The sequence below is a fragment of the Streptomyces sp. NPDC037126 genome, assembly GCF_055605965.1.
Genome location: NZ_JBVJTD010000010.1, coordinates 71,527 through 85,547 on the forward strand (window position 1 = coordinate 71,527; position 14,021 = coordinate 85,547).

The window sequence follows — 14,021 nt, forward strand, 5'->3', positions numbered from 1 at the left end:
GCGGCGGGGCGGGGGTGACGGGGCCGCGCGGTGTCGCTCGGTCGCTCAGTCCAGCCAGTGGCTGCGGCCGATGCTGATGAGCCGCAGCTGCCGGTCGGCGAGCTGGGTCACCCGCTCCCGCTCCTCCTCGGGAGCCTCCAGCGCCTCCAGGAAGAGGGAGGCCGTGATGAGCATCTGGTCCACGTAGAGGTGCGCGAGCATCAGCAGGTCCTCGTCGCTCCAGCCGGCGGCCTCCGGGTCCTTGGCCAGCTCGGCCTTCACCTCCTGGGCGAACCGGGCCAGTTGGTCCCGGATGGCCTCGCGCACCGGCTGCACCCCGCCGTGCCGCTCGCGGGCGATGAAGCGGACGTGCGCGGGATACGTGTCCACGTGGTGGGCGATCAGCTCGATGGCGCGCGCGATGCGCTCCTCGCTGTCGCCCGCCGTGGACACCGTCGTCCGGACCATCGCGTGCAGGCTGCCCAGGGCCTCGTCGACCAGGGCGACACCGAGGTCGGCGGTCGAGCGGAAGTGCCGGTAGAAGGCGGTCGGCGCGACCCCCACGGCGCGGGTGACCTCGCGCAGGCCCAGGCTGCTCAGGCTCTGCTCCTCCAGCAGCGCGAGCGCCGCGTCGAGGAACGCCTGCCGGGTCTTCTGCTTCTGGACCTGCCGGATGCCGAGGGTGTGACTCATGTCATCCAGTTAACAACTGTTCTCTGGAATTGGAAAGCCGTCGGAGGCGCTAGACTCTAAGTCAGTGAACAACTGTTACTACAACTGTTCACCGAGACTTCACGAAGGCTCGACACGAGGCATCCCGGAGGGGGGATCCGATCCCATGCTGTTCCTCGTCGCCGCACTCATGCTGCTCGGCGTCGTGCTGGGCACCGTTGCCCACGCACCGCTGACCGTCACCGCCGGCCTCGGCGTCGTCATCGCCGTCTGGCTCGGCGTCTTCGCGGTCCGCGAGCGCCACGCGCGCCGTCGCCGCACATCGGCCAACTGACCGTCCGCCAGGACTTCCAGGAGCTGAGCACCATGCAACTCACCGCACCGGCCACGAGCCGCCCCGACACCCGTCCCCGCACCCGTGACGCCGACGGCATGGCCGTCGCGTCCTTCATCCTCGGCCTCCTCGGCCTGCTCGTCCTCAACCTCTTCCTCGGCCCCATCGCCATCGCGCTGGCCGCCGTCTCCCTGTGGCGCGGCACGGCCCGCCGGGGCCGCGCCTACCTGGGACTCGCGCTCGGCGTCGCCGACATCGCCGTCCTGGTGGCCGCCATGCAGATGTCCCACACGGTGTCCTGGAGCCTGTGACCCGCAGGGCCCCGCGACCCCGCCCGCGGCCGGAGTCCCCGAGGACGACGGGGCGTCCGGGCGCCGCACCCGCCGGGTGCGCCGCCGTCCGGCGCGGGTGCGGCCGAGGCGCGGCGCGCGTGCGGCCTGCGTACGGCGCGGCCGCGACCCGCGCCCCCGGCCCGACCGGACCGTGCGCGGCTGAAGCCGGCCGCAAGGGCCCCGTAGAATCGGGGACACCATGGCTTACCTCGACCACGCCGCGACAACCCCGATGCTCCCGGAGGCGGCAGAGGCGTTCACCGCCCAGTTGAGCATCACGGGCAACGCCTCCTCCCTTCACGCGTCCGGCCGGCAGGCACGCCGCACGGTCGAGGAATCCCGCGAGACCCTCGCGGAGGCACTGGGTGCCCGCCCCAGCGAGGTCGTCTTCACCTCGGGCGGTACCGAGGCCGACAACCTCGCGGTGAAGGGCCTGTTCTGGTCCCGGCGCGGTGCCGACCCGGCCCGCACCCGCGTCCTGGCCAGCCCCGTCGAGCACCACGCCGTCCTCGACGCCGTGCACTGGCTCGGCGAGCACGAGGGCGCCACGGTGGAGTACCTCCCCGTCGACTCCTACGGCCGCGTCCACCCCGACGCGCTGCGCGAGGCGATCGCCCGCAATCCCGGGGACGTCGCCCTGGCCACCGTGATGTGGGCCAACAACGAGATCGGCACGGTCATGCCGGTCCGTGAACTCGCCGACGTCACGGCGGAGTTCGGCATCCCGCTGCACGCCGACGCGGTGCAGGCCTTCGGTCAGGTGCCGGTCGACTTCAGCGTCTCCGGCCTCGCCGCGATGACCGTCTCGGGCCACAAGATCGGCGGCCCCTACGGCATCGGTGCCCTGCTGCTCGGCCGCGAGTACACACCCGTGCCGGTCCTGCACGGCGGCGGCCAGGAGCGGCACGTGCGCTCCGGCACCCTGGACGTCCCGGCCGTGGCCTCCTTCGCCGTCGCCGGCCGGCTCGCCAACGAGCGGCGCGAGTGGTTCGCACGCGAGATCGGGGCGCTGCGCGACCAGTTGAGCGACGCCGTGCGCAACGCCGTGCCGGACGCGATCCTCGGCGGGGACCCGGCGGGCGGGGGCCGGCTGCCGGCCAACGCGCACTTCATCTTCCCCGGCTGCGAGGGCGACTCCCTGCTGCTCCTGCTGGACGCCCAGGGGATCGAGTGCTCCACGGGTTCCGCCTGCACCGCGGGCGTGGCCCAGCCCAGCCATGTCCTGCTCGCCACCGGCGCCGACCCGGACCTGGCCCGCGGCACCCTGCGCTTCTCCCTCGGCCACACCTCCACGGCGGCGGACGTCGAGGCGGTCGCCAAGGCGATCGGCCCGGCGGTGGAACGCGCACGGGCCGCGGGGCTCAGCTGACACGCAGGCCGGTACACGGACCCGGCCGGTGCACGGGCCCGGCCGGGACAGGAAAACGACCTACGAGGCGGGTTCCCTTCGCCGGCATTGCCCGGATCAGGTGATTGGGGGTCGCCTTCCGGTCACCACTACCTTCCGTGGTCTCCGTGACCTTCCGGCCTCTCAGCCCGAGCGTAGATGTCGGCACCAGCGGAGACCGTGTACCTCTCGTGCCTCTCGCTGAAGTCGGCTACTCCGCTTGAACTCCCTCACTCGTCTCGTAGGCCTGACATCAGAATAAAACGGTCGCTACCGGACAAAAAGGGGCTAGGTCTTGATTTTTTTCAGGTATCGCTCCCAGTCCCAGTACGGCCCCGGATCGGTGTGGTCCGTGCCCGGCACCTCGACGTGACCGATGATGTGCGCACGGTCCACGGGTATGCCGTACCGCCCGCACACCGCCGCCGTCAGCCGCGCCGAGGCCGTGTACATCGCGTCCGTGAAGGACGACCGCTCCGTCACGAACCCCTCGTGCTCGATGCCGACGCTGTGCTCGTTGTACTCCCGGTTCCCCGCGTGGAAGGCCACGTCCAGCTCCCGTACCAGTTGGGTGATCCGCCCGTCCCGGTGCACGATGTAGTGCGCCGCCGCGCCGTGCGCCGGGTCCTGGAACACCTTCACCGCCGAGGCGTACCCGCCCTGGGTGACATGGACGACTATCCGGTCGACCGGATAGTCGTCGGGCCGGTTCGCCCGGCGGTAGTTGGCCGGTGAGGCCGCCACCCAGCGTGCGCCCCGGAAGTCCACCGCGCCCGCGGTCCGCGGCTTCTCCACCCCCGGCAGCCGCCACCACAGCCGGGACAACTCCTCCCGGGCCAGCACGGCCGTGCCCACGGCGGCCGCGGCCCCGCCGGCCAGCAGCGCCCGGCGGCCCAGCCGCCGGTCCCCGTCCCCGTCGCCCATGAACGCCCCCGCCCGTCCGCCCCCGGTCCGCCCCTCCGGATCGTCAACGGACGTCCGGCCGTCCCGGTTCCCGCGGCCCCGTACCCTGGAAGGGTTATGACTGAGACCCCGCAGCGCCCCCTCCGCGTCCTCGCCGCCATGTCCGGCGGGGTCGACTCCGCCGTCGCCGCCGCGCGCGCCGCGGAAGCCGGCCACGACGTCACCGGCGTCCACCTCGCGCTCTCCGCGAACCCGCAGTCGTTCCGCACCGGCGCCCGGGGCTGTTGCACCATCGAGGACTCGCGCGACGCCCGCCGCGCCGCCGACGTCATCGGCATCCCCTTCTACGTGTGGGACCTCGCCGACCGCTTCCGCGAGGACGTCGTCGAGGACTTCGTCGCCGAGTACGAGGCCGGCCGCACCCCCAACCCGTGCCTGCGCTGCAACGAGAAGATCAAGTTCGCCGCGCTGCTCGACAAGGCGCTGGCCCTCGGCTTCGACGCCGTCTGCACCGGCCACTACGCCAAGGTGATCGTGCGCGAGGACGGCTCCCGCGAGCTGCACCGCGCCTCCGACATGGCCAAGGACCAGTCGTACGTGCTCGGCGTCCTGGACGACCGGCAGCTCGCGCACGCCATGTTCCCGCTCGGCGACACGGTCACCACCAAGGAGGAGATCCGCGCCGAGGCCGAGCGCCGGGGCCTCGCGGTGGCCAAGAAGCCCGACTCGCACGACATCTGCTTCATCGCCGACGGCGACACCCAGGGCTTCCTCGCCCAGCGGCTCGGCAAGGCCGAGGGCGACATCGTGGACGAGTCCGGCGCCCGCCTCGGCACTCACGAGGGCGCGTACGGCTTCACCATCGGCCAGCGCAAGGGCCTGCGCATCGGCACCCCGGCCCCCGACGGCAAGCCGCGCTACGTCCTCGACATCTCTCCGGTCACCAACACCGTCACCGTGGGCCCGGCCGCCGCCCTGGACGTCACCGCCCTCACCGCGATCAAGCCCCGCTGGTGCGGCACCGCCCCCACCGCCGCCGGTACCTACACCGCCCAACTGCGCGCCCACGGCGGCGAGACCGAGGTCACCGCGGCACCGGTCGACGGCGGACTGAGCGTCACCTTCGCCGAGCCGGTCCGCGGGGTCGCCCCGGGCCAGGCGATCGTGCTGTACGACGGCACGCGCGTGGTGGGCTCGGCGACGATCGCGACGACCACGCGCGCGACGGCCGCCGTCTAGCCCCGCGGCCGAAAGGACTGCCGCAGAGCGCCCGGCGTCCGGTGCTGGGGGACCTCCCACGCCCTTCAGGCGGTGGGGGAGCATCGCGCGCGTACCGGCTGTACTCCATGGTGCGACGGCGCGGCGAGGTGCCGTGCCGGCGTCGCGAGCCGGTGGGCCCTTCCGGTCGGAGCACCGGCCGGCCGCTCAGCCCGTGAAGAACCCGGCCAGCAAGGGGGCGAGCACGTCCGGTTCCACCATGTGCGTCTGCCCCTCGAGGACCCGGTACTCCGCCCCCGGCACCGCGTCCGCGATGTCCCGGGACGCCCGGCGCATCCACTCCGGGCTCGCCCCGCCCGCGACCGCGAGCACCGGCACGGAGACCGCGCTCAGCCGGCCTTGGGGCAGCAGGCCGTCGCCCATGACCGCGTCGTCGTGCGCGAGGCTCGGCGCGACGGCCTCCATGCCGGCCCACATCGGGGACTGGCGGGCGCCCTTGATCATCTCCTCGCCGAGGCCCGCGAGGCGCAGGAACAGTTCCACCGCGTCCCCGCGCCGGCCGTCCGCGAGCGCCTTGCCCAGGGCCTCCTTGTAGGCGGCCTCGCGCTCGGCGCCGCCCTCCAGGTGGTCCGCGTAGGGCACCTCGTACACGGCCACGCGGGCGACCGGCAGACCGCTCGCCGCCGCCTGGAGCACCAGCGCGCCGCCCGAGGAGACACCGAACAGGGCCGCGTCCCCTGGGGAGCCGCCCACCGCGTCGATCAGCGCGGCCAGGTCCTCGACCTCACGGGCCACCGCGTACGGCGCCGTGTCACCGCTGCCGCCGCGGCCCCGGCGGTCGTAGACGACGGCCGTGCAGCGGTCCGCGAGCCGCTGGGCCAGGGGCGCCACGGTGCCGCCGGTGGACATCGCGCCGCTCACCAGGATCACCGTGGGCCCCTGGCCGATCACTTCGTACGCGAGGGACGTGCCGTCGCGGGAAGTCGTCTTCTTGTCCATGGCCGTGCAGACTGCCGCACGGCACCGGACTCATCGGTCACGACACGGCGGGACCCCGGCCGCTCATGCCACTTCCGCCTCGTAGAAGCACAGGTGGTCCCTGATCTCGGCCACCGCGGGCTTCGGGTCCGGATACGCCCATACGAGGTCCGGCGCGTGAGGCAGCGACCAGTACGACGCCGTGCCCTTGAAGGGGCAGACGGTGTGCGTGTCGGAGGGAGTCAGCAGGTCGAGGCGTACGTCCTCGGCCGGGATGTAGTAGCGCACCGGGCAGCCCGTCTCGCGCAGCAGGAGGGGGCGGTCGGTCTCCGCGAGCACCTGGTCACCGTGCACCACGCGCACGTGCTGCTCGCTCTTCTCGATCGTGATGGTGTGTCCTTCGGCCATACCGGGAACAGCGCCCCGGGACCCGTGCTTCTTCCCGGCCGCGGTGGGGGCCTTACGGTGGGGGTCATGAACATCTGCGTCTTCCTGTCCGCCGCCGACCTCGACGACCGGTACACCCGCCCCGCGCGAGAGTTCGCGGAACTGATCGGCAAGGGCGGCCACACCCTGGTCTGGGGCGGCTCCGACGCCGGTCTGATGAAGGTCGTCGCCGACGGCGTGCAGGAGGCGGGCGGCCGGCTGCTGGGCGTGTCCGTGGAGTTCCTGGCGAACAAGGCGCGGCCCGGCGCCGACGAGATGGTCGTCGCCGCGGACCTCGCCGAGCGCAAGAGGCTGCTGCTGGAGAAGGCCGACGCCGTGGTGGTCATGGTCGGCGGCACCGGCACCCTGGACGAGGCCACCGAGATCCTGGAGCTGAAGAAGCACGGCCGCACCGAGAAGCCGGTGGTGCTGCTGAACACGGCCGGGTTCTACGACGGCCTGCGCGAGCAGTTCCGCCGCATGGAGGAGGAGGGCTTCCTGCCGCGTCCGCTCGCCGAGCTGGTGTTCTTCGCCGAGGAGCCGGTCGGGGCGCTGGCCTACCTGGAGGAGCAGCTCGGCGTCCACTGATGCGAGCATGGCGGGCATGGCTACTCATGTGATCACCGGGGCCGGTTCCGGCATCGGCGCGGCCGTCGCCCGCCGTCTGCACGCGCGCGGGGACGATCTCGTGCTGCACGCGCGCGACGCCGGCCGGGCGAAGGAACTGGCCGCCGAGTTCCCCGGCGCCCGCACCCTGGTCGGCGACCTCGCGGACCCGGACAGGCTCTCCTGGGCGTTCTCGCACCAGACCCTCCCGGAACGGGTGGACTCTCTGCTGCACATCGCCGGAGTCGTCGACCTCGGGGACGTCGGCGACCTCACCCCGAAGTCCTGGCGCCACCAGCTCAACGTCAACCTGGTCGCCCCCGCGGAGCTGACCCGGCACTTCCTGCCCCAGCTCCGCGCGGCCCGCGGCCAGGTGATCTTCGTCAACTCCGGTGCCGGCCTCAGCGCGAGCGCCGGCTGGTCCGCGTACGCCGCCTCCAAGCACGGCCTGAAGGCCCTCGCCGACTCCCTGCGCCAGGAGGAGCACGCGGCCGGAGTCCGCGTCACCACGGTCTACCCCGGCCGCACCGCGAGCCCCATGCAGGCCAAGGTCCACCAGCAGGAGGGCAAGGAGTACGACCCCTCGAAGTGGATCGACCCCGAGTCGGTCGCCACGACGATCGTGATGGCCCTGGACCTGCCGAGGGACGCCGAGGTCAACGACCTGACGGTACGCCCCGGTCGATGACCTCAGGAGCCGCGGGCGACGCCCCGGTCCGGCCCCGGACCGGGGCCGGCGGCCTCCACGGCCCCGGCGTCCCGTGGTCCCGGCACGGCATACCCTGCCGGAGTGAGTGAGAGCACCCAGTTGAGGTTCCCCCCGGCCACCGGGATCGGGTCCATGCCCGGCGGCGACGCGCGCGAGGCGGCCAGGACGGTCACCGGCAGCTTCGAGGACTTCCCGTTCCTGCCCGAGCTGCCCGCCCGCGGCCCCGGCGCCGACATGATCGGCCGGACCGCCGGAATGCTCGTCGAGCTGTACGCGCGCGTGGAGCCCAGCGGATGGCGGATCGGGGACCGGCCGGGCCGCGACACCCAGCGGGCGCGGTCCTGGCTGGGGGAGGACCTGGACGCGCTGGAGGAGTTCACCCAGGGGTACGAGGGCGACCTCAAGGTGCAGGCGGTCGGGCCCTGGACGCTCGCCGCCGGGCTGGAGCTGAGGAACGGCGAGGCCGCCCTCTCCGACGCCGGCGCCTGCCGCGACCTCGCCGCGTCGCTGACCGAGGGGCTGCGGCTCCACCTGGCCGAGGTGGGGCGCAGGATCCCGGGCGCCCGGATCGTGCTCCAGCTCGACGAGCCCTCGCTCACCGCCGTGCTGCGCGGACAGGTCCGCACCGCCAGCGGCTACCGCACGCACCGGGCCGTGGACCGGCAGGTCGTGGAGGCGGCGCTCCGGGACGTCGTCGGCGTGCACCAGGACGGGCCCGTGGTCGTCCACTCCTGCGCCCCCGACGTGCCGTTCGCCCTGCTGCGCCGTACCGGCGCGGCCGGCGTCTCCTTCGACTTCGCACTCCTCACCGAGCGTGACGACGACGCGATCGGCGAGGCCGTGGAGGGCGGCACCCGGCTGTTCGCCGGTGTCGTGCCGGGCACGGACGGCCCATTGTCGGACCCTGCCGGTAGCGTCATGGGTGTCAGGACGCTGTGGCGCAGGCTGGGGCTGCGACCGGGGCTGCTCGCGGAGGCGGTCACGGTGACCCCGGCGTGCGGTCTGGCGGGCGCATCCCCCGCCTGGGCACGCCAGGCGCTCGCCCACTGCGTCCGGGCGGCGAGATCCCTCGCGGACAACCCAGAGTAACGGGAGGACCACACGGTGGCCGGCGACAAGCAAGCGGAGACGACGGCGGTGCCCGCCGAGGCCCGCGACAGGCACGCGCAGCTGGCGGAGCAGGTCGAGGAGCACCGCTTCCGGTACTACGTGAAGGACGCTCCCGTCGTCAGCGACGCGGAGTTCGACCAGCTCCTGAAGTCCCTGGAGGCCCTGGAGGAGCAGTACCCGGAGCTGCGCACCCCGGACTCGCCGACCCAGAAGGTCGCGGGGTCCTACGCGACGGAGTTCACGGCCGTCGAGCACCGCCAGCGCATGCTCTCGCTCGACAACACCTTCAACGACGAGGAACTGGCCGCCTGGGTCGACCGCATCGCGCGCGAACTGGGCGACCAGGAGTACCACTTCCTGTGCGAGCTGAAGGTCGACGGCCTCGCGGTCAACCTGACGTACGAGAACGGCCGCCTCACGCGCGCGGCCACCCGCGGCGACGGCCGCACCGGCGAGGACATCACCCCGAACGTCCGCACGATCGCGGATATCCCGGAACGCCTCGGGGGCGACGAGGTGCCCGCGGTCGTGGAGATCCGCGGCGAGGTCTACTTCCCGATGGAGAAGTTCCTCGAACTCAACGAGCGCCTGGTCGCGGCCGGTGACAAGCCGTTCGCCAACCCCCGCAACGCGGCCGCCGGTTCGCTGCGCCAGAAGGACCCGCGGGTCACCGCCAGCCGCCCGCTGCACATGGTGGTCCACGGCATCGGCGCCCTGGAGGGCTTCTCGGGCATGGCCCGCCTCTCCCAGGCCTACGACCTGCTGAAGAGCTGGGGCCTGCCCACCTCCCCGCACAACCGCGTGGTCGACGGCCTCGACGGCGTGAAGGAGTTCATCGCCTACTACGGCGAGAACCGCCACTCCGTGGAGCACGAGATCGACGGCGTGGTCGTCAAGCTGGACGAGATCCGCCTCCAGGGCCGGCTCGGCTCCACCGCGCGGGCGCCCCGCTGGGCCATCGCCTACAAGTACGCGCCGGAAGAGGTCAACACCAAGCTCATCGACATCAAGGTGGGCGTCGGCCGCACCGGCCGCGTCACGCCGTACGCCCAGGTCGAACCGGTCACGGTCGCGGGCAGCGAGGTGGAGTTCGCCACCCTGCACAACCAGGAGGTCGTCAAGGCCAAGGGCGTGCTCATCGGCGACACGGTCGTCATCCGCAAGGCCGGTGACGTCATCCCGGAGATCCTGGGCCCGGTGGTCGACCTGCGGGACGGCGGCGAGCGGGAGTTCGTGATGCCGGGCGAGTGCCCCGAGTGCGGCACCCCGCTGCGTCCCATGAAGGAGGGCGACATCGACCTCCGCTGCCCGAACGCGCGCACCTGCCCGGCCCAGTTGCGCGAGCGCGTCTCCTACCTGGCGGGCCGGGACTGCCTGGACATCGAGCACTTCGGCGGTGTGGCCGCCGCCGCGCTCACCCGTCCGCTGGAGCCCGCCGACCCGCCGCTGGTGGACGAGGGCGACCTGTTCGACCTGACGGTGGAGAAGCTGCTGCCCATCAAGGCCTACGTCCTCGACCCCGACAGCGGGCTGCCCAAGCGCGACCCCAAGACCGGCGAGGAGAAGGTCGTCACGGTCTTCGCCAACCAGAAGGGCGAGCCGAAGAAGAACACCCTCGCCCTGCTGGAGAACATCGAGGCGGCCAAGCGGCGTCCGCTGGCGCGGTTCCTCAACGGTCTGTCGATCCGGCACGTGGGACCGGTGGCGGCCCAGGCCCTCGCCCGCGAGTTCCGCTCCGTCGACCGCATCGAACAGGCCACCGAGCAGGAGCTGGCGGCCACCGACGGGGTCGGCCCGATCATCGCGGCCGCGCTCAAGGAGTGGTTCGCCGAGGACTGGCACCGCGAGATCGTGCGCAAGTGGAAGGCCGCCGGAGTCCCGCTGGAGGACCAGGCGTCCGGCGAGGACGAGGGGCCGCGCCCGCTGGAGGGGCTCACCGTCGTCGTCACCGGCACCCTGGAGAACTTCACCCGGGACGGCGCCAAGGAGGCTTTGCAGAGCCGGGGTGCGAAGGTGACCGGTTCGGTCTCGAAGAAGACGTCGTTCGTCGTGGTGGGCGACAACCCCGGATCGAAGTACGACAAGGCCATGCAACTGAAGGTTCCCGTCCTGGACGAGGACGGTTTCGGAGTCCTTCTGGAGCAGGGCCCCGAAGCGGCGGCCGAAGTCGCGCTTCCGACCGGGGAGTAGGCGGTTGAAGGCCCCTCGATCGGCGCATATCAGATGCATACGGGTGGCTCGGGCGCATTCGGGCAACCGTCGACGACCGGTGCCCGTGAAAGCCTTCTGCGGCCTACTGTTGACGTGTGCGCCTGCCGTGCCCAGCTGCGGTCGGGGCATCCCCGTGCCCTTCGGGGGCGCGGGGAAGGGTTCTTCGACGCGGAGCTGCTGATGGGTGTCGGGCATCGGGCCGCGTGGCGTGGGCACCGCCGGCAGTGAGAGGGACGGGAATGGAACCGACCGAGAGCGCCGCCCCGGACTCACGGCTGCGCCTGTGCCGCCGTGCCGCCGCGTGGCGGGGAAACCGGTGGCGGGGACCGGGCGCCGCGCGTGCGCGCGAGCACGCGCGCACGGCCGGGCCCGGCACCGCCGCCGAAGCGCGCACCCCCCTACCCCTGGCCCTCGATCCCGCCCCCGGCCTGACCGGCGCCGACGCCGAGGCCGAACGGCACCTGTCCTGGCCCGCGCTGCCCGCGGTCGTCGTGGCCGCCGCCGGGCTCGTCATCGGAGCCGGTTTCTACCGCGCCTTCACCGGCCACCACCCCCTCTTCCCGTGCGGCACGGTCGGCTGGGCGCTGGCCCTGCTCACCGGTGTCATCGTCGGGCACCTCGTGATGCTGGGCCGCGCCCGCTGGTGGGGCGGCACCGGCTCCGGCGCCGCCCTCACCCTCGCCGTGCTCCTGCTGTACGGCTGGGTGCCCGCGGGCATGGTCAGCCTCACCGTCGTCGTCCTGGTCGGCATCGCCAGGCGGCACCGCTGGCGCCAGGGCGTACTGCACGGCGCGGTGGACATCCTCGGCATCGCCGCCGGCGCCCTGCTGCTCGGCGCGTTCGGCCGGGTGCCCAGTGTCGAGGCCCCCTGGCGTCCGCACACCTGGAGCGTCACCACCGCACCCGAGGTCGTCCTCGTGGCGGTCGCCTATCTCGCCGTCAGCCGGGGCCTGTTGTGGTACCTGCACGCCCCGCGCGGCGGCGGACTGCCCACCGTGGCCCGCACCGCCCTGGTCAGACAGGGCCTGGTCGCCGTCGCGCTGCTCGGCATAGCGCCCCTGCTGTGCGTGGTGGCCGACGCCCAGCCGGTGCTGCTCCCGCTGTTCGCCATCCCGCTCGTCGCCCTCGACTCCACCCTGTGGATGGCCCGCGCCCGCGCCGAGGAGCAGCTGCGCGACCCGCTGACCGGACTGCCCAACCGGCAGTGGCTGCTGGACCGGATCTGGACCGCCCTCGACGACGCCGAGCGCATCGACGCCCGGGCCGCCCTGATGCTGATCGACCTCGACCGCTTCCGGTCGGTGAACGACACGCTCGGCCATCTCGCCGGTGACCGGCTGCTGCTCCAGATCGCCGACCGGCTCCGGCTCGCGCTGCCGCGCGGCGCGGAGGCGGCCCGGCTCGGCGGCGACGAGTTCGCCGTGTTACTGCCCGTCGCGGACTCCACCACGTCGGCCACCCGCGTCGCCCGTGGCCTCGTCTCCGCCCTCAGCTCCCCGCTCGACCTCGACGGACTCACCCTGGTGCTGGAGGCCAGCGCCGGCGTCGCCGTCTTCCCCGACCACGCCCTGGACGCCGAAGGGCTGCTGCGCCGGGCGGATGTGGCGATGTACCAGGCGAAGCGGGACCGCACGGGCGTGGAGGTCTACGAGTCCAAGCGGGACTCCAACACGCCGGACCGCCTCGGTCTCCTCGGCGACCTGCGCCGGGCGCTGGACGCGCACGAGGTGCAGGTGCACTACCAGCCGAAGGTCCGCTTCGACGGACAGGTCGCCGGTCTGGAGGCGCTGGTCCGCTGGGTGCACCCCGAGCGTGGCAAGGTCCCGCCGGACGAGTTCATAGCGATAGCGGAGTCTTCGGGGCTGATGCCCCATCTGACGGAGTACGTGCTGGAGACCGCGCTCGCCCAGGTGGCCTGGTGGCGGGCCCAGGGGCTCAGGGTTCCGGTCGCGGTGAACGTCTCGCCGCGCGACGTGCACACGCCCGGCTTCGCCGGTTCCGTCGCCGCGCGCCTGGCCCGGCACGGGGTCCCCGCCGGGGCGCTCCAGCTGGAGATCACCGAGCACGTCCTGCTGGAGGACCCGCAGCGGGCCGCCGACACCCTCGCGGGGCTGACCGGGCACGGCGTGAAGATGTCCCTCGACGACTTCGGCACGGGGTACTCCTCGCTGGTCCATCTGCGCCGGCTGCCGGTGAGCGAGCTGAAGATCGACCGTTCGTTCGTGGCCCGGCTGGCCGTGGACACCGAGGACGCGGAGATCGTGCGCTGCACCGTCGACCTCGCGCACTCGCTGGGGCTGCTCGTCGTCGCCGAGGGCGTGGAGGACGACGAGACGTGGGAGCGGCTGCGGGACCTCGGCTGCGACGCCGTACAGGGATGGCTCGTCGCCGCGGCCATGCCGCCCGAGGAGACCACGGCCTGGCTCCTCGCGCGGGGGTCGCGCGGCTGGCAGCGGCCGCGCGCGGCTCTGCCGGCCGCCGAGTAGCTCCCGCCCGCCGCTCGCGGACCCCGGGGCTCCCGGAGGCGTCCCGCGCCGGTCAGGTGCCGGTGAAGCGCTTCAGCAGGATGGCCAGGCGCTTCTCGTGGCCCTCCTCCGGCAGCCGGCTGCTCCTCATGAGGGTGGCCAGCCCGTGCAGGGCCGCCCAGACGGTCTCGGTCAGCAGGCCCGGGTCGTCGCCGTCGCCGGCCAGCGGCTCGACGACCAGCCGCAGCTCGCCGAACGCCTCGCGCAGGGCGGCCGGGGCCTCTGCCGTGGCGAACGGCAGATCCACCAGATGGGTGAACATGGCGTCGTAGAGGGCGGGCCGGCGCCGCGCGAAGGACGTGTACGTCTCCGCGACCGCCGCCAGCGCCTCCCGCGGGCCGGGCGCCGCCGTCCGCGCGGCCCGCAGCTCCGCCGCGATGTCGGCGAAACCCTGCACCGCGACCGCCGCCATGATCGCGTCCTTGCCCTTGAAGTGGCTGTAGAGGACCGGCTGGCTGTACTCGATCTCGGCGGCCAGCCTGCGCGTGGTCACCGCGTCCCAGCCTTCCGACTCGGCCAGCTCCCGCGCGGCCGTCACGATCAGCCGCTCCCGTTCCGCTCGTTCGCGCTCGCGGCGCGTCTGGATCGACATGAACAGGATTCTAGCAGCGCTAGCCAAGCTGTCCACGCT

General features: G+C 73.0%; 14 protein-coding genes. 9 read left to right on the top strand and 5 right to left on the bottom strand.

Annotated features, from left to right (window positions below; genetic code table 11):
* Positions 1 to 45 precede the first annotated feature (45 nt).
* Complete coding sequence (locus ACZ7FF_RS22425; RefSeq protein ID WP_470814024.1) at positions 46 to 672, bottom strand: TetR family transcriptional regulator; 627 nt, start codon at positions 670 to 672, stop codon at positions 46 to 48.
* A gap of 145 nt (positions 673 to 817) precedes the next feature.
* Here ACZ7FF_RS22425 and ACZ7FF_RS22430 point away from each other — a divergent pair, with 145 nt between their 5' ends.
* The 3 genes from ACZ7FF_RS22430 to ACZ7FF_RS22440 all read left to right on the top strand — a co-directional run bounded on the left by ACZ7FF_RS22430 (position 818) and on the right by ACZ7FF_RS22440 (position 2,686).
* Complete coding sequence (locus ACZ7FF_RS22430) at positions 818 to 985, top strand: hypothetical protein (RefSeq protein WP_470814025.1); 168 nt, start codon at positions 818 to 820, stop codon at positions 983 to 985.
* A gap of 32 nt (positions 986 to 1,017) precedes the next feature.
* Positions 1,018 to 1,296 (top strand): DUF4190 domain-containing protein, encoded by a 279-nt coding sequence (locus tag ACZ7FF_RS22435; protein WP_470814026.1) that lies wholly within the window; start codon positions 1,018 to 1,020, stop codon positions 1,294 to 1,296.
* Positions 1,297 to 1,516: 220 nt separating this feature from the next.
* Positions 1,517 to 2,686, top strand: a complete 1,170-nt coding sequence (locus ACZ7FF_RS22440; RefSeq protein WP_470814027.1) for a cysteine desulfurase family protein — start codon at positions 1,517 to 1,519, stop codon at positions 2,684 to 2,686.
* Positions 2,687 to 2,992: 306 nt separating this feature from the next.
* On the opposite strand, the gene ACZ7FF_RS22445 is transcribed toward ACZ7FF_RS22440, so the two are convergent.
* Entirely contained in the window at positions 2,993 to 3,628 is a 636-nt protein-coding gene (locus tag ACZ7FF_RS22445) for an N-acetylmuramoyl-L-alanine amidase (RefSeq protein ID WP_470814028.1), read from the bottom strand.
* 96 nt (positions 3,629 to 3,724) lie between these two features.
* Here ACZ7FF_RS22445 and mnmA point away from each other — a divergent pair, with 96 nt between their 5' ends.
* The gene (gene mnmA, locus ACZ7FF_RS22450; protein WP_470814029.1) at positions 3,725 to 4,846 is read left to right on the top strand and encodes a tRNA 2-thiouridine(34) synthase MnmA; all 1,122 of its coding nucleotides are present in this window, start codon (positions 3,725 to 3,727) and stop codon (positions 4,844 to 4,846) included.
* Between the two features lie 186 nt (positions 4,847 to 5,032).
* Here the strand turns inward: mnmA and ACZ7FF_RS22455 are convergent, their stop codons facing one another.
* Together ACZ7FF_RS22455 and ACZ7FF_RS22460 are read right to left on the bottom strand one after the other, a co-directional pair.
* On the bottom strand, positions 5,033 to 5,824 hold the full coding sequence (locus ACZ7FF_RS22455) for an alpha/beta fold hydrolase (RefSeq protein WP_470814030.1): 792 nt from the start codon (positions 5,822 to 5,824) through the stop codon (positions 5,033 to 5,035).
* A 63-nt stretch (positions 5,825 to 5,887) separates the two neighbouring features.
* Complete coding sequence (locus ACZ7FF_RS22460) at positions 5,888 to 6,211, bottom strand: DUF427 domain-containing protein (RefSeq protein ID WP_470814031.1); 324 nt, start codon at positions 6,209 to 6,211, stop codon at positions 5,888 to 5,890.
* Between the two features lie 66 nt (positions 6,212 to 6,277).
* Here ACZ7FF_RS22460 and ACZ7FF_RS22465 point away from each other — a divergent pair, with 66 nt between their 5' ends.
* The 5 genes from ACZ7FF_RS22465 (at position 6,278) to ACZ7FF_RS22485 (ending at position 13,351) form a co-directional block, all read left to right on the top strand.
* Complete coding sequence (locus ACZ7FF_RS22465; RefSeq protein WP_470814032.1) at positions 6,278 to 6,817, top strand: LOG family protein; 540 nt, start codon at positions 6,278 to 6,280, stop codon at positions 6,815 to 6,817.
* 7 nt (positions 6,818 to 6,824) lie between these two features.
* Positions 6,825 to 7,523 (top strand): SDR family oxidoreductase, encoded by a 699-nt coding sequence (locus ACZ7FF_RS22470; RefSeq protein ID WP_470814033.1) that lies wholly within the window; start codon positions 6,825 to 6,827, stop codon positions 7,521 to 7,523.
* A gap of 102 nt (positions 7,524 to 7,625) precedes the next feature.
* Entirely contained in the window at positions 7,626 to 8,633 is a 1,008-nt protein-coding gene (locus tag ACZ7FF_RS22475; protein ID WP_470814034.1) for a methionine synthase, read from the top strand.
* Positions 8,634 to 8,648: 15 nt separating this feature from the next.
* Complete coding sequence (gene ligA / locus ACZ7FF_RS22480; RefSeq protein ID WP_470814035.1) at positions 8,649 to 10,844, top strand: NAD-dependent DNA ligase LigA; 2,196 nt, start codon at positions 8,649 to 8,651, stop codon at positions 10,842 to 10,844.
* 260 nt (positions 10,845 to 11,104) lie between these two features.
* Complete coding sequence (locus ACZ7FF_RS22485) at positions 11,105 to 13,351, top strand: putative bifunctional diguanylate cyclase/phosphodiesterase (protein ID WP_470814036.1); 2,247 nt, start codon at positions 11,105 to 11,107, stop codon at positions 13,349 to 13,351.
* Between the two features lie 52 nt (positions 13,352 to 13,403).
* Here ACZ7FF_RS22485 and ACZ7FF_RS22490 read toward each other — a convergent pair whose 3' ends face one another.
* Positions 13,404 to 13,982, bottom strand: coding sequence for a TetR/AcrR family transcriptional regulator (locus ACZ7FF_RS22490; RefSeq protein ID WP_470814037.1), 579 nt, complete (start codon positions 13,980 to 13,982; stop codon positions 13,404 to 13,406).
* Positions 13,983 to 14,021: the final 39 nt, after the last annotated feature.